Origin of the sequence: Streptococcus sp. HMSC073A12, assembly GCF_001812815.1 — a bacterium.
Classification (GTDB): Bacteria; Bacillota; Bacilli; order Lactobacillales; family Streptococcaceae; genus Streptococcus; species Streptococcus vaginalis.
Window position 1 is genome coordinate 206,676 of record NZ_KV810527.1, and the last position, 20,392, is coordinate 227,067.

At 38.9% G+C, this 20,392-nt stretch carries 15 protein-coding genes and 1 pseudogene; 13 read left to right on the forward strand and 3 right to left on the reverse strand.

Annotation, left to right across the window (positions count from 1 at the left end; genetic code table 11):
* Positions 1-29: 29 nt before the first annotated feature.
* Entirely contained in the window at positions 30-443 is a 414-nt protein-coding gene (locus HMPREF2876_RS01770; protein WP_024052062.1) for a MarR family winged helix-turn-helix transcriptional regulator, read from the reverse strand.
* A gap of 63 nt (positions 444-506) precedes the next feature.
* Between HMPREF2876_RS01770 and HMPREF2876_RS01775 the strand changes: the two genes are divergently transcribed.
* The 4 genes and pseudogenes from HMPREF2876_RS01775 (at position 507) to HMPREF2876_RS01790 (ending at position 5,521) form a co-directional block, all read left to right on the forward strand.
* Entirely contained in the window at positions 507-944 is a 438-nt protein-coding gene (locus tag HMPREF2876_RS01775) for a GNAT family N-acetyltransferase (protein WP_024052061.1), read from the forward strand.
* Positions 945-1,068: 124 nt separating this feature from the next.
* On the forward strand, positions 1,069-2,193 hold the full coding sequence (locus tag HMPREF2876_RS01780) for an AI-2E family transporter (RefSeq protein WP_024052060.1): 1,125 nt from the start codon (positions 1,069-1,071) through the stop codon (positions 2,191-2,193).
* 223 nt (positions 2,194-2,416) lie between these two features.
* Positions 2,417-4,064 (forward strand): annotated as a pseudogene (locus HMPREF2876_RS01785) (phosphoenolpyruvate carboxykinase (ATP)).
* 116 nt (positions 4,065-4,180) lie between these two features.
* Positions 4,181-5,521: a hemolysin family protein gene (locus HMPREF2876_RS01790; RefSeq protein ID WP_024052057.1), complete on the forward strand. Its 1,341-nt coding sequence runs from the start codon at positions 4,181-4,183 to the stop codon at positions 5,519-5,521.
* A 158-nt stretch (positions 5,522-5,679) separates the two neighbouring features.
* On the opposite strand, the gene treR is transcribed toward HMPREF2876_RS01790, so the two are convergent.
* Positions 5,680-6,390, reverse strand: coding sequence for a trehalose operon repressor (treR, locus tag HMPREF2876_RS01795; RefSeq protein ID WP_022525174.1), 711 nt, complete (start codon positions 6,388-6,390; stop codon positions 5,680-5,682).
* A gap of 179 nt (positions 6,391-6,569) precedes the next feature.
* On the opposite strand from treR, the gene treP reads away from it, so the two are divergent.
* The 8 genes from treP (at position 6,570) to HMPREF2876_RS01835 (ending at position 16,927) form a co-directional block, all read left to right on the forward strand.
* Positions 6,570-8,582 carry a PTS system trehalose-specific EIIBC component gene (gene treP / locus HMPREF2876_RS01800; RefSeq protein ID WP_024052056.1) on the forward strand — a complete coding sequence of 671 codons (2,013 nt, stop codon included), beginning with the start codon at positions 6,570-6,572 and terminating at the stop codon, positions 8,580-8,582.
* A 206-nt stretch (positions 8,583-8,788) separates the two neighbouring features.
* Entirely contained in the window at positions 8,789-10,420 is a 1,632-nt protein-coding gene (gene treC / locus HMPREF2876_RS01805; protein WP_024052055.1) for an alpha,alpha-phosphotrehalase, read from the forward strand.
* Positions 10,421-10,579: 159 nt separating this feature from the next.
* Complete coding sequence (locus HMPREF2876_RS01810) at positions 10,580-12,790, forward strand: endonuclease/exonuclease/phosphatase family protein (protein ID WP_024052054.1); 2,211 nt, start codon at positions 10,580-10,582, stop codon at positions 12,788-12,790.
* 168 nt (positions 12,791-12,958) lie between these two features.
* Positions 12,959-13,756: a pyruvate formate-lyase-activating protein gene (gene pflA, locus HMPREF2876_RS01815; protein WP_024052053.1), complete on the forward strand. Its 798-nt coding sequence runs from the start codon at positions 12,959-12,961 to the stop codon at positions 13,754-13,756.
* A 144-nt stretch (positions 13,757-13,900) separates the two neighbouring features.
* Entirely contained in the window at positions 13,901-14,836 is a 936-nt protein-coding gene (locus tag HMPREF2876_RS01820; protein WP_024052052.1) for a manganese-dependent inorganic pyrophosphatase, read from the forward strand.
* 49 nt (positions 14,837-14,885) lie between these two features.
* Positions 14,886-15,398: a YiiX/YebB-like N1pC/P60 family cysteine hydrolase gene (locus tag HMPREF2876_RS01825; RefSeq protein ID WP_024052051.1), complete on the forward strand. Its 513-nt coding sequence runs from the start codon at positions 14,886-14,888 to the stop codon at positions 15,396-15,398.
* Positions 15,391-16,062, forward strand: a complete 672-nt coding sequence (locus tag HMPREF2876_RS01830; RefSeq protein WP_024052050.1) for a DUF1803 domain-containing protein — start codon at positions 15,391-15,393, stop codon at positions 16,060-16,062. Before HMPREF2876_RS01825 ends, HMPREF2876_RS01830 begins: the two co-directional genes overlap by 8 nt.
* A gap of 106 nt (positions 16,063-16,168) precedes the next feature.
* Entirely contained in the window at positions 16,169-16,927 is a 759-nt protein-coding gene (locus tag HMPREF2876_RS01835) for a CPBP family intramembrane glutamic endopeptidase (protein ID WP_024052049.1), read from the forward strand.
* Between the two features lie 113 nt (positions 16,928-17,040).
* On the opposite strand, the gene HMPREF2876_RS01840 is transcribed toward HMPREF2876_RS01835, so the two are convergent.
* Entirely contained in the window at positions 17,041-18,486 is a 1,446-nt protein-coding gene (locus HMPREF2876_RS01840; RefSeq protein WP_024052048.1) for a UDP-N-acetylmuramoyl-L-alanyl-D-glutamate--L-lysine ligase, read from the reverse strand.
* Positions 18,487-18,571: 85 nt separating this feature from the next.
* Here HMPREF2876_RS01840 and HMPREF2876_RS01845 point away from each other — a divergent pair, with 85 nt between their 5' ends.
* Entirely contained in the window at positions 18,572-20,200 is a 1,629-nt protein-coding gene (locus HMPREF2876_RS01845) for a putative polysaccharide biosynthesis protein (protein WP_070241568.1), read from the forward strand.
* The last annotated feature ends 192 nt before the right edge of the window (positions 20,201-20,392 follow it).

Genomic DNA, 20,392 nt, shown 5'->3' on the forward strand with positions numbered 1-20,392 from the left:
AAATGCAACTAATGTATGTTATGCTGATTTTATTGAGAATTTTCTATTTTATTGAGAATGGCTTCTAGTTGAAAGAGCTCGGAAGATGTCAGATTTTTCATAACAGACTGAATATAGATTGTTTCAAATCCAATCAATCGGTCGTAGATTTGCAAAGCCTTCGTCGTAGGGAAAAGCTCTTTAAATTTCTTATTTTTAGAGTTGACTTTCTTTGTGATAAATCCTTTGTCCTCTAGTTTTCTAAGGGAGCGACTAAGTGTTGTTTTATCAATTTTTACCATATGAGAAAGTTGAGATTGATTCAGTCCTTCATGCTCAACAATGCGGATAAGGATAAGAAAGAGATTATTATCTAGGTTGTATTGGCTGGCTTCATGATTCATATTCATCGTGGCTTGGCGAGAAATTATGCCCATTTGACGAAAGAGATGACGATAATCCATAAAAGGCTCCTTTTATAGTTGCATTTACAATTATCATATAATAAAGAAGAAGGGAAAACAAGTATGTGGTATAAAAAGATATTTGAGGAATTAACCACCTTAGAATTTTATAAATGCTTGAAATTACGTTTGGAAACATTTGTCGTAGAGCAAAATAGTGTTTATAATGATTTGGATGAGCACGACTTAGAAGCGATCCATATTTTTCATGAAAATGAAGCCGGCGAGGTAGATGCTTATGCGAGAGTATTTGAAACGGGCACTACCATTCATTTTGGACGTGTCGTAACAGCGGCTTCTACTTGCGGTCAAGGGCTTGGTCGTAAGTTGGTCCAAGCTATTATGGAGACTTGTGCTGAAAAATGGCCTGAAAAAGAGATCTACATAGAGGCGCAAGAGCAGGTGGTGGGCTTGTATGAGAAATTTGGATTTGAAGCTGTTAGTGAACCCTTCATCTTAGAATCACGAGTACATGTGAAAATGGTTTACAAACGAGAATAAATGGGAAAATAAGTTTTGATAATGAGAAACGAAAGAGTCTGTTCCTAAAATAATTTAAGCCATTTTAAGAAAAGCACTCTATTTTAGTGGAAAATATGATAGAATAGCTGATAGGAGGAACAGTATGTTTCATAAAAGTAAGTTATTTTTTTGGACAACAGAAGTCTTACTACTAACCATTATCTTTTTTATCTGGCGGCAAATGGACGGCTTGATTTCCCCTTTTGTGAGCGTTTTAAATACGGTTTTAATTCCTTTTCTAATTGCGGGATTTTTGTACTATGTGACGAATCCTTTAGTGAAATTCCTAGAGAAAGAGCTGAAAATTAAGAGAATTTTTGGAATTTTGATTACCTTGGTTCTCTTGTTTGGAATTATTGCTCTGGGCATTATTTATCTGCTACCTATTTTGATTACGCAGTTGACAAGTTTGATTTCTTCTAGTCAAAATGTTTATGGGGAATTGCAAAATTGGATTAACCAGCTATCGCAGCACTCTCTCTTTAAAAATCTGAATATCCAGTCTATTATTAAGCAGTTAAATTTGTCTTATGTGGATATTTTGCAAAATATTTTAAATAGTGTCACCAATAGTCTGGGGAGTGTCGTTTCAGCAGTAGTGAATACATTTTTGATTCTCATCATGACGCCGATCTTTTTGGTCTATTTCTTAATTGACGGGGATAAATTACTGCCCATGTTGGAAAGAACTGTTTTGAAGCGGGATAAGCTCAACATCACGAAATTATTGACCAATCTTAATGCAACGATTGCTCGGTATATTAGTGGGATTTCGATTGATGCGTTTATTATTGGAACGTTGGCTTTCATTGGCTATAGTGTTATTGGTCTGAAATATGCTTTGATATTTGCTATTTTTTCTATGATTACTAATCTTATTCCTTATGTGGGTCCAAGCATTGGGTTGATTCCGATGATTATCACTTATCTGATTGCTGATCCGAAAAAAATGGTGATTGCAGTTATATATATGTTAATTGTGCAGCAAATTGACGGAAATATTCTCTATCCACGGATTGTAGGTGGCGTGATGAAGGTGCATCCAATTACCATTATGGTTCTCTTGCTTTTGTCAAGTAATATTTATGGGATTGTTGGGATGATTGTAGCGATTCCGATTTATTCTATTTTGAAAGAAATTGCAAAATTCCTAGCGAATTTATATGATAATCATCGAGCTGCACAGGAGCAAAAGAAAAATGAGGAGTACGGAATTATTAATAAATAAGAATGGGATGATGAATAAATTCAAAATCTGAAAGATGAATAGACATTCAGAAGGACTGTGTCTTAATGTTTTAGAATGATGAATATAGGGAAGTGGAAGCAAGCTAAATGTAACAAAAATTTAGTTTGGAATTCCACTCCTTTTTCTTTCTAATACGTTTTATTAAAACCATAAGTGTATTTTTATGCTAAAATAGAACTAATAAGATAGAGGAGGTACACTTATGGTAACACGTCGTAAATATTCTCCGCAGGAAATAAGAAAAAATTCTTCTTATTTCTCTCCTTTGAAGGCAATAATTGAAACAGCTTTTTATGAAAATCAGGTTGTTGCAATAAAAACAGTGGAATAAGCTTATCAATTGGCTTCCGCAGCTGCTGGGACAGTTGTCTTAGATATGCCTGTCATTCATACAAAGGAATTGGGCTTGCCTTCTTATGCTCGCGTTTTATTAACGAATTATGGAGCAGTCGTTGGTCGAACGGCCAAAGCTCGACGGATTTGGTAGGGACAGTGAGGAAGATGAAAAGCTGCTTTCAATAGTACGCAGTGCAATCTATCAGGCTCATCATCGAAAATTTTATAAGGCAGATGCAGTTGTGGGGCTCGCTGAAGCCTTCATGGCTTGTGCTCATCTCATGGTTCCTGAAGATGAAATCAACAATCTCTATTCTTGGCTTTTAAACTTACAAATTTTGGATGAAGAGTTTAAAAATCGTTTGAGAGTTTCTAAAAAGTACGATGAAAATGACATATTTGTTTTTTTCGATCCCAAATGGAAGCATCCAGATTATCCTGAAGGATTGGTATATTTTGATACTCAGCACAATTGTGTCATTATTTTGGGTTTAAATTACTTTGGTGAGTTGAAAAAAGCGACTTTAACCTTAGCTTGGGCAACCGCTGCTAGAAATGGTTATGTGGCGTGTCATGGCGGCTTGAAAATCTTTAAACAAAAAGAGGTTGAAAAGCAAGACTATGTAGCCTCCTTCTTTGGTTTATCTGGTTCAGGGAAATCCACACTGACACATGCCAAACACAATGGAAAATATGATATTAAGGTTTTGCATGATGATGCCTTTATTATTTCTGTCAAAGATGGGTCTTCCATTGCTTTGGAACCGTCCTATTTTGATAAAACGAATGACTATTCCATTGGACATAGGGAGCAGGACTTTTTTGTAACAGTTCAGAATTGTGGTGTGACACTGGATGACAATGGTCTAAAAAAATTGGTGACAGAGGACATTCGAAATGGAAATGGTCGGACAGTTAAGTCTCGTTTTGCAACGCTAAATCGGGTCGATCGAATTGATGAACCTATCCAAGCCATTTTCTGGATTATGAAAGATGATTCTCTTACACCCTTGGTTAAAATTAACGATTCGCTGATAGCTTCTACGATGGGTTGTACCTTGATGGCCAAGCGTTCCAATGCTGAAAATGTGATTGGCAAGCATGATGATTTGGTGATTGAACCTTATGCCAATCCATTTAGAGTGTATCCCTTGGTGGAAGATTATCGGATATTCCGTAGTCTCTTTGAATCTGGTGTCGACTGCTATATCATCAATACTGGATTTTATATGGGCAGGGGAATTTCAAAAGAGGTCAGTCTGAGTATTATTGAAAAAATTGTTGATGAAGAAGCAGATTTTAAACCATTTGGACCGTTGGAAGGTTTTGAATATATGGAATGTGAGGGCTATCCTGTTCCAAGTTTTGATTCTCGCTATAAACAATTAATCAGAGAAAGAATGCAGGTACGGTTAAATTTCTTGCTTGCTTTCAACCAAAAATACCCGAAAACGGCACTTCCTATTGATGCAATTTCACGCTTGGAAACAGTTCTGCAAAATTTAGAAGCCTAAACAATCGATTTTCTTCTTTGCAATCTTCCTTCAAACTTTCTTTTTAACACTCCCTGTGCAAGAAGTCAAAAAGTATGCTATAATTAAGATTACTTATATATGAGGAGAGAATATTCATGGAAGACCCTAGCAGTCAGACCTTGTTACTGCAAGCTTTATTATTACTGATTTTAACGCTATTGAACGCCTTTTTTTCAGCAGCAGAGATGGCGATGGTATCTTTAAATCGCGCTCGTGTAGAGCAAAAAGCTGAAGAAGGCGATGCAAAATACATTCGTTTGTTAAAAGTCTTGGAAAATCCTAATCATTTTCTGTCCACTATTCAAGTTGGGATTACTTTGATTACAATTTTGTCAGGAGCTAGTTTGGCTAATACACTCGGTCGGGAAATTGCTTCTTGGATGGGAAATTCTGAGACAGCAAGAGCGATTGCAAGCTTCTTATCTGTTGCTATTTTGACTTATATTTCGATTGTTTTTGGTGAATTGTATCCAAAGAGAATCGCTCTGAACCTCAAAGATTCCCTAGCAGTTCGTACAGCGCCAGTTATCATCTTTTTGGGAAAAATTGTCAGTCCCTTTGTTTGGCTTTTATCAGCTTCTACCAATCTGCTCAGTCGAATCACTCCCATGACTTTTGATGATGCAGATGAGAAAATGACACGTGATGAGATTGAGTATATGCTGACCAATAGTGAAGAAACATTGGATGCAGATGAAATTGAAATGCTGCAGGGGATTTTTTCACTAGATGAGATGGTGGCGCGTGAGGTAATGGTGCCGCGTACCGATGCGTTTATGGTGGACATCAATGATGATACCAAGGAAATTATCGAAAGTATTTTGAGGCAGAATTTCTCACGAATCCCAGTCTATGATGATGACAAGGATAATGTTATTGGACTTATTCACACCAAACGTCTGTTAAATGAGGCGTTTACTAATGGTTTTGATAATATTGTACTACGAAAAATTTTGCAGGAACCGCTCTTTGTGCCAGAAACGATTTTCGTGGATGATTTGCTGACAGAGTTGCGGAACACGCAAAATCAAATGGCGATATTGTTAGATGAATATGGTGGTATGTCTGGTCTGGTAACGTTGGAAGACCTACTGGAAGAAATTGTCGGTGAGATAGATGATGAAACAGATAAGGCTGAAGTAGAGGTGTATCAGGTTTCTGACCATACTTATTTCGTCCTTGGCACCATGAGTTTGAATGACTTTAACGAGTATTTTGAAGTTGAACTGGAAAGTGATGACGTTGATACCATTGCGGGTTATTATTTGACGGGCGTAGGCTCGATACCCGACGTGAAAGAGCGTTTGAGTTATGAAGTGGAAAGTCAGGGCAAAAAGCTCATTTTAACCAATGATAAGGTAAAAAATGGACGTGTGACAAAGCTCAAAGTAGAAGTTTCTGAAATAGTAGAAGAAGAGGAAGAAGTTGAGAAATAATCTCTGCTTCTTTCGTTTTTCAAAAATTGATAAGTTTGCTTTACTTTTTATAAATATGTGAATGGCATTAAAAATAAAGGAAGCAGATCGATGACAACGACATTCTTCCTTTTTGGCTATTTTTAATATTGAAGAGTGAATTTTGTGAAGGGTCATGATCATTTTTGCCGTTTGGAAAAGTCAACGAAACGGAATTTTTCGAGTTTATGACGACTATCTGTAAACTGAAATTGTTGTCCGTCTGCAAGATAAACTTTGGATTTGACAGAGACGACATGGTGGTCATTTCCAATGTTCATCAATATTTTATCGCGATTGGTGGCTGGATCAATTGTGATTTCTTTTTGGGCGTAAGAAATGTGTAGTCCCAGTTCATCTTCTAAATAAGCATAAATTGAATGCTCTGCAATTTCACGGCTAATAGAAGGGACAAAACTCTTATCAAGGTAATCAATATCCAAGACGGAGGCAATCCCGTCAACGACCCTTTGGCGAATAATCCGCCACACCAGACGGTATTCAGGAAAACCAGTAAGACTGGATAATTTTTTATCAACTGTAATTTTTTCTAACTGTATGACATTGGTTTTAGAATTCATTCCATGTTGCCGAACAAGTTCTTGGTAACTAGTTAGGTTGGAAACAGGAAAGTCAATCTGTTCTTGTTGGATGACTTTAGAGCCTTGACCTCTCATTTTTTGAATGAGACCAGCTTTTTGAAGCAAATCAAGCGATTTACGAATCGTGTCACGGCTGACCTTGTAGGTCTGGACAAGTTCGTGTTCGCTAGGAAGATAATCATTCATCTGATATTTCTCGTTTAGAATATCTTGTTCTAAGAGTTTAAAAATTTGTTCATATTTTTTCATGATATCCTCACTTGTTTTCTTTTTAGCATACAACTAAATAAATTTTACCAAAAAAGAGCCTTTTTTACCACGAACAACTTGCAGACATCTTTGGTATCGTTTACAATAAATGTATCAATCAATTGTACAATGATGAAAAAAAGAAGGAGAGTGTTAGGTTAAGCCTAGCCAAACAGAAAATGGGAAAATTTGAGAAAGACGCCAAGACGCTATTAGAGGCTATCGGCGGCAAGGGAAATATCTCAGCTGTCAGCCATTGTGCAACTCGGATGCGCTTTGTATTGGCAGATGAAAAGAAGGCGGACGTAAAAGCAATTGAAGCCATTCCAGCTGTAAAGGGAACTTTTACAAATGCAGGGCAGTTTCAGGTCATTATCGGAAATGATGTGCCGATTTTCTACAATGATTTTACAGCTGTTTCAGGGATTGAAGGAGTATCAAAAGAAGCAGCCAAAGCTGCTGCCAAAAGCAATCAGAATCCAGTACAGCGTGTCATGACAATGCTGGCGGAAATTTTCACTCCAATTATTCCAGCCATTATCGTTGGGGGGCTAATTCTCGGTTTCCGCAATATTCTGGAAGGTGTGCAGATTCAGGCACTCGGTCAAAAAATGGTTGACGGTGTTGCTCAGTTTGCTAAAGACGGTACTCCGATTTACAATACGATTGTGGATGTATCACAGTTCTGGAGCGGAGTAAACTCATTCTTGTGGCTGCCGGGTGAAGCGATTTTCCACTTCTTACCTGTTGGTATTGTTTGGTCTGTTTCTCGTAAAATGGGAACCAGCCAGATTTTGGGAATTGTTCTTGGGATCTGTTTGGTGTCACCACAATTGCTCAATGCGTACTCAGTAGCCAGCACACCGGCTTCAGAAATTGCTAAAAACTGGGTATGGGATTTTGGTTTCTTCACAGTTAAAAAAATTGGATACCAAGCACAAGTTATTCCAGCTCTGCTTGCAGGATTATCGCTATCTTATCTTGAAATCTTCTGGCGCAAACGCATTCCAGAAGTTGTGTCCATGATTTTTGTGCCATTCTTATCCTTGATTCCAGCTTTGATTCTAGCGCATACAGTCCTTGGTCCAATTGGTTGGACACTTGGACAATGGCTTTCAACAGCGGTGCTTGCTGGTCTGACTGGTCCTGTTAAATGGCTCTTTGGTGCGATATTTGGTGCCCTCTATGCACCGTTTGTTATCACTGGTCTGCACCACATGACCAATGCCATTGATACACAGCTGGTTGCAGATACAGGCGGTACGGCGCTATGGCCAATGATTGCCTTGTCCAATATCGCTCAAGGTTCAGCTGTATTTGCTTACTATCTGATGAACCGTCATAATGAACGTGAAGCACAGATTTCTCTGCCAGCAACGATTTCTGCTTATCTAGGTGTTACAGAACCAGCCCTTTTCGGGGTCAACGTGAAGTACGTCTACCCATTTGTGGCAGGGATGATTGGTTCTTCTATCGCAGGTCTCTTATCCGTAACCTTTAACGTAACAGCCAATGCTATCGGAATCGGTGGAATTCCAGGTATCTTATCTATCCAAGCTAAATACATGCTTCCATTCTTCCTTATTATGTTAGTAGCTATTGCAGTACCGATGATTTTGACTTTCTTCTTCCGCAAGACAGGCATGTTTACAAAGACAGAAGATGAAAGTGTCAAATCACCGCAAATTGAAGCCATTGACGAAGCAAAAGAAGCCGCTCCAAAAGTAGATTTTGCAGAAATTGCTAGCCCACTGGCTGGGGAAGTCAAAGAATTAAGCCAAGCAACCGACCCTGTCTTTGCTCAAGGCGTGATGGGACAAGGAGTTGTCATTCTTCCACGTGAGGGAGAACTGGTGGCCCCTGTGAACGGGACGGTATCAGTGCTTTTCCCAACCAATCATGCTGTTGGAATCGTGTCAGATGAAGGTGTCGAATTACTCATGCATATCGGTATGGACACAGTTAATCTCGACGGCAAAGGTTTTGAAGCTCATGTGGCTCAAGGAGACAGAGTGAGCGTAGGTCAGAAACTGGTTAGTTTTGATATAGCAGCTATTCAGGAAGCTGGCTTAGTGACTGAAACACCTGTGATTATCACAAATCAAGAGCAATTTCAGGCTGATGAACAGAGAACATTACCGCGGACTGTCGAACGTGGAGATAAGCTGATGACAGCTACTCGAATCGGGTAAAATGTTTGATACGATCTATGGTGAGCAGGATTTTATCTAACGAATGGACAAATTTATCTCAGTAATCCATTTGCCTCACTACTGGAAATCCAAGCAGCAATCTCTTAACGAGAGGCAAAAAGGCTCGTACAAAGAATAAAAGTAACGATAAAGGGGAGGAGCGCAAGCCCCGCCTCTTTCTTTTAGAAAATAGAAAAGGAAGACAAATGGCATTAGATAAGACAAAAGTCGTCTATCAAATTTATCCAAAATCATTTAAAGACACGACTGGCAATGGGCTAGGAGATTTTCAAGGCATTATTGAGAAAATTCCTTACCTCAAAGAATTAGGAGTGGATATGGTCTGGCTCAATCCTTTCTATCCCAGCCCGCAGCGTGATAATGGTTATGATATTTCAGATTATACGGCTGTCAACCCTCTTTTTGGGACGATGTCTGACTTTGAAGAGATGGTCCAAGTTGGGAAAGAATACGGCATTGACTTCATGCTGGATATGGTCTTAAATCATTGCTCGACCGAGCATGAATGGTTTCAAAAAGCTTTAGCTGGCGATCCGTACTACCAAGATTTTTTCTTTCTGCGTGATGAGCCGACAGACTGGCTGTCTAAGTTTGGCGGCAGCGCCTGGTCACCTTTTGGCGACACTGGCAAGTACTACCTGCACCTCTTTGATGTGACGCAGGCTGATCTCAACTGGCGCAATCCTTATGTCCGCGAAGAACTTTTCAAAGTTGTCAATTTTTGGCGGGACAAGGGTGTCAAAGGTTTTCGCTTTGATGTCATCAATCTGATTGGAAAAGATGAGGTGTTGGAAAACTGTCCGGAAAATGATGGTAAGCCTGCCTATACGGACAAGACCATTGTACATGACTACCTGCACATGCTGAATGAAGCGACTTTCGGACAGGCTGACTCATTTATAACTGTCGGAGAAATGAGTGCGACTACTATTGAAAACTGCATTCTCTATACAGATCCGGCACGTCACGAATTGTCTATGGCTTTCAATTTCCATCATTTGAAGGTGGATTATGAAAATGGTCAAAAATGGAGCTTGAAAAAATTTGATTTCGAGGAACTCAAGCATCTTTTCCATACGTGGGGCAAGGAAATGAGTGACCATGATGGCTGGAGTGCTCTATTTTGGAACAACCACGACCAGCCACGTGCCTTAAATCGTTTTGTTGATGTTCAGCATTTCCGCAATGAAGGAGCAACCATGCTTGCGGCCAGCATTCATCTATCTCGCGGCACGCCGTATATTTATATGGGAGAAGAAATCGGCATGGTGGATCCAGACTATGACTCTATGGCAGATTATGTGGATGTGGAGTCTATCAATGCCTATCAGATGCTGCTGGAGCAAGGCAAAACACCAGAAGAAGCTTTTGCAATTATTCAGGCCAAATCTCGCGATAATTCTCGCACTCCCATGCAGTGGGGTGATTCAGCAAATGCTGGCTTTACGACAGGCACCCCTTGGCTCAAAGCAGGGAAATCTTATCCTGAAATCAATGTTGAAAATGAGATACAAGGACCGATTTTCACTTTCTATCAAAAACTGATTGCCCTTCGTAAGGAGCTTCCTATTATTGCCGAAGGCAGCTATCAACCAGCTTATGAAGATAGTCAGCAAGTTTATGCTTTTGAGCGTCAATTAGGTGACGAAAAACTTTTGGTACTCAATAACTTTTATCCAGATCCGATTACGATAGATATTTTACCAGAGTATCAAAATGGCGAAGTGCTCCTTTCCAATTATGAAGAAACTCAAACAGCAGAAGTTGTAACATTAAGACCTTATGAAAGTTTGGCAATTATTGTAAATAAACACTAAATGTAGCAATAAATCCTAAAATCGACTGAACCATTCAGGCGATTTTTTTAAATTTGAAAGAAAGCGATTGCATCGGCCTTCTGTTTTATTTATAATAATTACGGTAGAAATACATCTCAAGGAAATTTGATTTCTAAATTATGATGTAAAGGAGAATATATGAAAAAAACTTCAAAACAATTGCCTGTATTGTTTGCGACAGCTATTTTGTTAGCTAGTAGCGTTCTAAGTCCTATTGTTCAGGCAAATGAGGCGAGCTCTTCAAGTTCAGAAACTTCTGTAACAACGACTTCAGAGTCTAGTTCTGTTGCTTCGACAACTCAGTCGCAATCATCAGAAACAACTTCTGAAAGTTCAGCAAGCAGTACGAGTAGTACGAATGAGCCAAGTAGCACAAGCGAAGAAACACCTAAGACAGAAGCTTCAAGCAGTGAAGCAAGAGCCGCTGTTTCGGAATTTACCGAGGTAGCTAATATTGGTCAAATTCAAGGCGAAGCACATGAATCGCCTTATAATGGGAAAAAGGTGCGCGTGTCAAGTGTAGTCGTCACTAAAACGGATCGATATGGCTTTTATGCACAAGACATCAAAGCTGACGGGAACACAAAGACTTCAGACGCTATCTATGTAGTTTCAAAGGAAAAAGTAGCTGTTGGAGACCGATTGACGATTGAAGGTGAAGTTAAAGAAGGTTACATGGAGTCGCTCAGCGTCCGTCCGGGGCAAACTTTCCGTAAACCAACTGACAGCTTAACTGTAACACAATTGTTTGCTTCTAAGGTAACGAAAAACGGTACAGCCGCACTACCAGAATCAGTCAATATTTCAGAGCGTATGCCAAAAGATATCGTAGACAATACTCCGACTGTCTACGATCCAGAGCATGACGCCTTGGACTATTGGGAAAGTCTTGAAGGCATGTTGACAACAGTTAAAAAACCTCATGTGCTTGGACCACAATATCGCGGGGATATCTACCTGTTGCCTGCTGGCTATCAAGAATTACCGTTAAATAATATCGGTGGCGTCAATTTACGTCTGAATGTGCAAAATACGGCAACCATTCCAGTTTATGTAGGAAATAAGTTTGTTGCCAAAGCCAAAGATTACTTTAATGAAGATGTTGTTGGAGTCGTGAGTTATCGCAGTAAAGTCTTTAAGTTGGAGCCAACCCAATTACCAGCTTTGCAAGACGGTGGTTTGCAAAGAGAGGTTTCTAAACTTTACCCAAGTGAAGATAAATTGACGATTGCTTCTTACAATATCGAAAACTTCTCGGCGAACAATGCAACGGGCGAAACACCTGACGCAAAAGTGGAGAAAATTGCCAAATCCTTTATCAATGAAATCCATAGTCCAGATATTATCACACTCATAGAAGTTCAAGATAATAATGGAAGTGTCAATGACGGCACAGTAAGTGGTGTTGAAAGCGGGGAAAAGTTAGCTGCTAAGATTAAACAATTAGGTGGCAAAGAGTATAAGTATGTCGAAGTAGCTCCTGTTGACGGTGCAGACGGAGGAAAACCTGGTTCCAATATTCGTGTAGCTTTCTTGTACAATCCTCAACGAGTGAAGCTAGTAGAACGTGAAGCAGGAAGTAGCACAGAAGCGGCTACTTTCAAAGACGGTCATTTGGTGAAAAATCCTGCCAGAATAGCCCCAGCTAATCCAGTATTTGAAAAAGTTAGAAAATCTTTAGCAGCTGAGTTTGAATTTAAAGGCGAACGGATTGTCGTGATTGCCAATCATTTGAAATCCAAGCTCGGGGACGATGCGGTTTATGGTTCAAAACAGCCTGCAGTACAAAATACATTGGCACAACGGATTGAACAAGCTAAGTTGCTGAATGCCTTTGTAAAAGAAGGGTTGAAGCAAAATCCAAATTTGAAGTTTGTCTTAACTGGTGACTTTAATGACTTTGAATTTTCAGAAACTGCCAAAGCAGTGGCTGGTAATGAATTGGTAAATATGATGCTCAATCATGATGCAGCTGATCGGTATTCTTACTTCTACCGTGGCAGCAATCAAAGTTTAGATAATATCTTTATTTCAAAAAATATTGCAGATAAAACAGTATTCTCACCAGTTCATATCAATGCTTCCTTTATGGAAGAACACGGTCGGGCGTCAGATCACGATCCCGTTATTGCACAGCTTGATTTTAGTCAGAAGAAAGGTAATACGACACCGACACAATCAACTGAACCAAAACCTTCTGGTGACACCACAATGCCACCAAATAAAGATGATAAACTAACTAAAAAGAGGATTTTACCATCTACAGGAACAACAGGCGCTGAAGTCGTTGTTGTAGGGATTGTCATCTTAAACGCAACCCTCCTTTGGCGAAAGAAAGTGGCGGATTAAAAGGAATAGATGATAAACGAGAGAGTTTTAGACTTCTCTCGTTTTTTGAAAAACATTGAAAATGAAACCGAAAAACAGATTATTTTCTAAAAAATAGACAAATTGTCCCTCTATCTAGAAAAGAAGTGTTATAATAGTATTATAAAACGTTTTCAAGAGGATAAGACGATGGAAAAAGAAGTCATTGATTATGGAAAAGTAACAGGTATGGTCCATTCAACTGAAAGTTTTGGAGCTGTTGATGGGCCTGGTATCCGTTTCATTGTCTTTTTACAGGGTTGTAAAATGCGTTGCCAATATTGCCACAATCCAGATACATGGGCAATGGAAACCAATAATTCAAGAGAGCGAACGGTTGAAGACGTTTTGCAAGAAGCGCTTCGTTATCGTGGCTTTTGGGGTAAAAAAGGTGGGATTACAGTAAGTGGTGGTGAAGCTCTTTTGCAGATTAATTTTGTGATTGCACTTTTTACCAAAGCTAAAGAATTGGGAATTCATTGTACGTTAGATACTTGTGCGATGCCGTTCCGTAATACACCAGAGTATCTCAAAGTTTTTGATCGCCTGCTTGAAGTGACAGATTTAGTGTTGCTGGATATTAAAGAAATCAATGATGCCCAGCATAAATTTGTGACAGGGCATACCAATAAGAATATTTTGGAATGTGCAAAATATCTGTCTGATAAAGGTGTTCCAATGTGGATTCGCCATGTTTTGGTTCCAACGTTAACAGACCGTGATGACGACTTAAAAGAATTAGGTGAGTTTGTCAAAACGTTAAAAACAGTTGATAAATTTGAAGTGCTACCTTATCATACAATGGGAGAATTTAAATGGCGTGAATTAGGAATTCCTTATCCATTAGAAGGTATTAAACCACCAACTGCTGACCGAGTAAAAAATGCCAAAGAACTCATGAAAACCGAATCCTATACAGAGTATATGAATCGCATACATAATAGTTGATCAAAAGTAGAAAGTGAAATGTTGACCAGCACCTAAGAAGTTAGATAGAAAAACTGACGATTAAGTGCTTTTCTATTCCTCTCTTTGTGAAAATCTTAAAATTGTGCTAAAATAAAGTATATAAAAAGTTTACGAGGTACGATCATGTCTAAAATTTTAGTTTTCGGTCATCAAAATCCAGATTCAGATGCGATTGGCTCAGCTGTGGCCTTTGCTTATCTTGCGCGTGAAGCTTATGGCTTGGATACAGAAGCAGTGGCTCTTGGGACTCCAAATGAAGAAACAGCGTTTGTCTTGGATACTTTTGGTGTAAAAGCACCGCGTGTGGTGACATCTGCCAAAGCAGAAGGAGTTGAGCAAGTCATTTTAACAGACCACAATGAATTTCAACAATCTATTTCTGACATTGCAGAAGTAGAAGTGTATGGCGTTGTGGATCATCACCGTGTAGCTAATTTTGAAACATCCAGCCCACTTTATATGCGTTTGGAGCCTGTTGGTTCAGCTTCTTCTATCGTTTATCGTATGTTTAAAGAATCTGGTGTAGCTGTACCAAAAGAACTTGCAGGCTTGATGCTCTCAGGTTTGATTTCAGACACGCTTCTTCTGAAATCACCAACCACTCATCCGAGTGATAAAGTGATTGCACCTGAGTTGGCAGAGCTTGCAGGAGTTGATTTGGAAAAATACGGTTTGGCTATGCTTAAAGCTGGAACGAACTTAGCAAGCAAAACAGCCGAGGAATTGATTGATATTGATGCTAAAACATTTGAATTAAACGGAAATCAAGTTCGTGTGGCACAGGTCAACACAGTTGATATTGCAGAAGTTTTAGAACGCCAAGCAGAACTGGAAGCAGCTATTGAAAAAACAAATGCAGCCAATGGTTATTCTGACTTTGTTTTAATGATTACTGACATTGTCAATTCAAACTCGGAAATCCTGGCAATCGGTCGCAATATGGACAAGGTAGAAGCAGCTTTCAACTTTGTTCTTGACAATAACCACGCTTTCCTTGCTGGCGCTGTTTCTCGTAAGAAACAAGTCGTTCCGCAATTAACAGAAAGTTTTAATGCTTAAGAATAGAATAAAAAGGGAGTTTCGGCTCCTTTTTTGATACAATAGTTCTATGAAAATTCAAGATTTAAAAAATGGGGATTTGCTTTTTGTGTCCAGCCCATCTGATATAGCAGAAGCTATTCAGCGATCAACTGGGCGGTATAACCATGTGGCAATCTTCTTTGCTGGTTGGATTTACCATGCGACAAGTAAGCGCGGTGTCATTAAAGAATCGATAGATCAATTTTTACAGGTTGATGAATGTTATGCTGTTTATGCTTGTTCTGACATAGATGTAAAAGCTGTCTGGAAAAGAGCAGAGCAACACCTTTATAAACCTTATAATAATAGCTTTTATCCAGATACGACAGGCTTTTATTGTTCTGAATATATTGCAGAAATCCTCCCCATTTTTGAAACCATTCCTATGCAGTTCGGTGATGAAAAAGAGGAAATAGCTCCTTTTTGGCAGCAGTATTACAAAGAGTTAGGTTTAGCAGTTCCTCTTCATCAGCCAGGAACCAATCCTAGCCAATTGGCTCAATCCGAAAAATTAGTTTATAAAGGAAGATTAGATGATTAAAGTAATCAATCCCAGTCGTTTGACACGTCAGCCTTTTTTTCATGAATTGATAAATTATTTAGATCAACATGACGATGTTACTTTGCGAGAGATAAAGCGTGAGTTTGTAAATTTTCCCAATATTGATCGCTCTATAGAGGATTATATCAAGGCAGGCTATGTGCTTCGGGAAAATAAACGCTATCGTCAAAGCGTTCCTCTGTTGGAAAATGTGACGGCTTTGTCTTTGGATCAGGAAGTCTTTGTGCGAGATGATAGTCCTCTTTATCAAGAATTGCTGAATATGCGTTTTGAGACGCATTTAACCAATCAAACAAACCAAGCTATTTTAGTAGAAAAAACGGATTTTCTCAGAGAGCAGTTGACGCTTTCCAATTATTTTTATAGGTTGAAACAACAATATCCATTGATCAATCAGCAACAAAAACTCTATGATTTGGTAGGAGATGTAAATCCTGAGTATGCTCTAAAATATATGACGACCTTTCTCTTAAAATATGGTCGAAAAACTGAGCTGATGCAGAAACGGCGTGATATTTTTGTAGATGCTCTAGTGATTTTAGGCTACATCGTGCCTAACGAAGCAAGAAAACATGAATTAAAGTTGGATTTTGATCAGGCAACATTGACCTTTCGTGTAAAGGAAGCATTAGATAAACCTTAGAATAATAAAATTTTAAGGTTTATTTGATAGATTTATAAGTATAAGGTTTAAGTTTAGCAAGATTTGGTAGTCACTAAATCGTTTCGTTGCATGAAAGGAAGGTATCGTGAATCTTTTAGCAAAAATTCGTCCGTCTCAGCCGTTGAAGTATTTGAAATGGTTTGATATTGTCATTGTTACAGCTCTGCTATTTGGACAATTTATCTATCGCTCAACGGAACTTTATTTTGCGAGCTTATCACCGTCCACTACGGCAGCAGTAACAGGTACAGCTAGTAAAACAGCAAGTGACGGAGCAGCTTATTTCAGTAATTTAGAATTGCAGCTTCTCATGTTAGCTTTGACGATAGCCTATTTAATACTTCGCCGTTTTGACTTTAAGCAGTTGCCAATTCGTTTATCGTGGTCTGTGCTCTTTTGGGTTCCCTTTATCTTTGCGGTTATGGGGATTCTCGCAGATACAGTGACGACTCTTAGCGGAGAATACAATTATTTTGATCTGCAATTGTGGAAATATATTGATCTGACAGAAATTTTCCGCAAATTTATTGATTTGACACCTATGGCTGTTCTCTATGCTTTGCTCAATGGCTTCTATGAAGAATTTTTCTTCTTAGGTTTATTGACCTCAGTGAAAGATAAATATAAGTGGTTGGTTCTTCTTTATTCGACGATTGTTCGCGTTTCTTTCCATACCTATCAAGGAATGCTCTGGGCACTGACAATCGGTGTTGGTTTTGGACTTCTCTATTATTTTCTTTACAAATATAAGGTTAAAAATCTCTTGCCTTTCTTCCTCGTGCATGCACTTGCAGATATGTTTGGGTCAAGTCTAATGTATGTCTTGATTAGTTGGAGAAAGTAAAGTCATAAAGCAAGATTTTGATTTCTGAGGAATTGTGTTCATCTCTCCTTGCTAGTATAAATTTTCTTAAATAATTAAAGGTCGAAAACGCTTGTCTCGACCTTTATTATTTTCTATAAATATTTTTCAGCGATGGCATAATCACCTAGATAGTCAGTTTTTTTACCATTTATAATTTGGTAGCAATCTGCGCCCTTGCCAGCTAGAATGACGGCATCGCCTTCTTTGCTAGTTAAGCTAAGGGCTGTTTTAATAGCTTCTTCGCGGTCAGCAATCATATCAACATCAAAGGATATGTAAGAAGCAATTTCTTTGGCAATAGCAATTGGATCTTCGTAATTTGGATCATCTGCTGTCAGGATAACGGTCAATTCTGGATGTTGATTGATTAGTAGACCAAAATCTTTGCGACGGCTTTCTCCTTTATTTCCAGTTGCACCGAGCACCAAAACAATCCTACCTTTTTGATGTTCTTGGACGACAGATAGGAGATTGGCGAGGCTGACACCATTGTGTGCGTAGTCCACAAACACTTTGGCACCATTTTTTTGAGTCAGCACTTCCATACGTCCAGGTACGCGTGTGTTTGCAATTCCCTTCTTGATGTCCGCAATGGAAGCACCCAAGCGGAGACAGGCAAGGCTAGCAGCAAGCGCATTTTCTTGGTTGAAACGACCAATCAGCTGAATGTCAAATTTCTCTGCTAACTTTCCGCTTGTTTCAAAAGAGAAGGCTTGCGAGTGATGAATTTGATTGTCTGAATACTGTCCGTAGAAATCATGTTCCATGGAAGCAACTTGCTCAGCCAAAACTTCAAAATGATCCATTTCGCTATTGACCACCACAGCTTGGCTATTTTCCATGAGAAGCCGTTTATGATAAAAATAGTCTTCAAATGTCGGGTGTTCAATTGGTCCGATGTGATCAGGACTAATATTGAGGAAAACGCCAACATCAAAGGTTAAACCGTAAACCCGCTTTTTCAGGTAAGCCTGACTGGAAACTTCCATAATGAGATGAGTTCGACCATTTTCAACAGCTGTCGCCATCATTTTGAACAAATCCAAGCTTTCCGGTGTTGTCAAAGTAGATTTGAAGAAATGTTCTCCATCAAGCGTCGTGTTCATGGTAGACAAGAGAGCTGGCTTATGACTTTGTTGGAGGATATGATAGGCAAAATAAGCAGACGTTGTCTTTCCTTTAGTTCCTGTAAATGCGAGCAGTTTGAGTTTATTTTGTGGATTTCCATAAAATTCCATGGCAAGAAGGCTCATGGCTTGCTTTACGTCGTTGACTAGAATTACCGGAATAGTTACTTCAAAATCCGTCTCACTGACATAGAACTGTAAGCCTGATTCAACAGCTTTTTCCAAAAATTCTTTTTTAAAATTGTCACCTTTGACAAAGAAAAGAGTGGAAGCATCCACTTCACGGCTGTCGTAGCTGATTTTTTCAAAAACAAGACCACGATAATGATAAAAATATTGTCCCTTGTCGATAATCTCACGGAAATTGTGATCGTTTTTTAAAATGTTTAATGCGTTTTCAATTGTTATCATATTTCTATTGTAAACTTAATGGCGAGGTTTTACAAGCGGAAAGGAAAAGTTTATAATAAGATGAGATTATTTTCAGAGGTTATGTATGGAGCAACAAACAACAAATCAACAAAAACAAATGCTTCTAGGGACAGCGTGGCTGACAGCTAGTAACTTTATCAGCCGCTTTTTAGGGGCAATTTATATTATTCCTTGGTATATCTGGATGGGGAAACATGGTGCAGAAGCCAATGGTTTGTTTACCATGGGATACAATATTTATGCTTGGTTTCTTCTGATTTCCACGGCAGGTGTACCTGTTGCAGTCGCCAAGCAAGTCGCCAAGTACAATACGATTGATCAAAAAGATCATAGTTTTACTCTCATTCGTGAATTTTTGAAATTCATGCTCTTGTTGGGAGTCATTTTTGCAGTGATTATGTATCTCTTATCACCGTTCTTTGCGCGTGTATCAGGAGTTGGGAAAGAGCTGATTCCAGTTATGCAGAGTCTGTCGTGGGCTGTGCTAGTATTTCCGGCCATGAGTGTTATTCGTGGATTTTTCCAAGGTTTTAACAATTTGAAACCGTATGCCATGAGCCAGATTGCCGAGCAGGTCATTCGTGTGATTTGGATGTTGCTTGCAACATTCTTCATTATGAAATTGGGCTCTAAAGATTATGTTGCTGCAGTGACCCAATCCACTTTTGCAGCCTTTGTCGGCATGTTTGCCAGTATGGCGGTTTTGGTTTATTTTCTTTGGAAAACCAATCTCTTGACATCTATCTTACACAAACCAGCTAATAGTGCTGAAATCAACAGTCATGCTTTGCTGGTGGATACGATTCGTGAAGCCATTCCTTTTATCATCACGGGTTCTGCTATTCAGCTTTTCCAAATTATTGACCAGATGACATTTATCAATACGATGAAATGGTTCACCAATTATAGCAATTCTCAGCTGGTAGTCATGTTCAGTTATTTCTCTGCTAATCCAAATAAGATTACCATGATTTTGATTGCGGTAGCAACTTCGATCGGCGGTGTGGGGATTCCTTTGCTGACAGAAAACTATGTCAAAGGTGATTTAAAGGCGGCTGCGCGCTTGATTCAAGATAATTTGAGTATGTTACTGCTGTTTCTTTTACCAGCAACGATTGGTTCCGTCTTAGTAGCCCATCCTTTGTATACGATTTTCTACGGACAACCAGATAGTTTAGCTTTGGGGCTCTTCATTTTTGCTATGTTACAGACGATTATTCTTGGTGTCTATACTGTCTTGTCGCCAATGATTCAGGCGCTTTTTCAAAATCGTAAAGCAATTTTCTATTTTGGTTACGGAGTTCTTGTTAAGCTCATTTTGCAAATTCCATTTATTTATCTGTTTAGAGCCTATGGACCGCTTCTGGCAACAACAATTGGACTCATCGTCCCAATCATTCTGATGTACCAACACATTCGTCAAGTAACTGGACTCAATCAAATCATTCTCTTCAAACGGAGTTTGTTGATTGGGATTTTAACGACAGTCATGGCTCTTTTGATTGCCATTGTAGAAGTCGTACTTGGCTTTGTCTTTCATCCAAGTGGACGCATTTCTAGTATGCTTTATTTGGTTATCATCGGTGGCTTGGGCATGGCTATTTATGGAGCAATGGCTTTGCGAGTCCGTTTGTTAGACCGTTTTATTGGTGAGAAAGCTCAAACCTTACGTCAAAAATTTCATATTCATTAAAAGGCCGAAAGGCTTTTTAATATTGTAGAAAATTTATAAAAATTAAGCTATAATGAAAATAGCTATTCTTGCAATCAAGTTCTATAATCTTTTGAATAGTCAGTATAGTTTAAAACTATATCTGGCTCTTGAAAAGAACAAAACACAGTGCTTTCGTAAGATGATACAATAGAATCACTTAGAAATATAAGA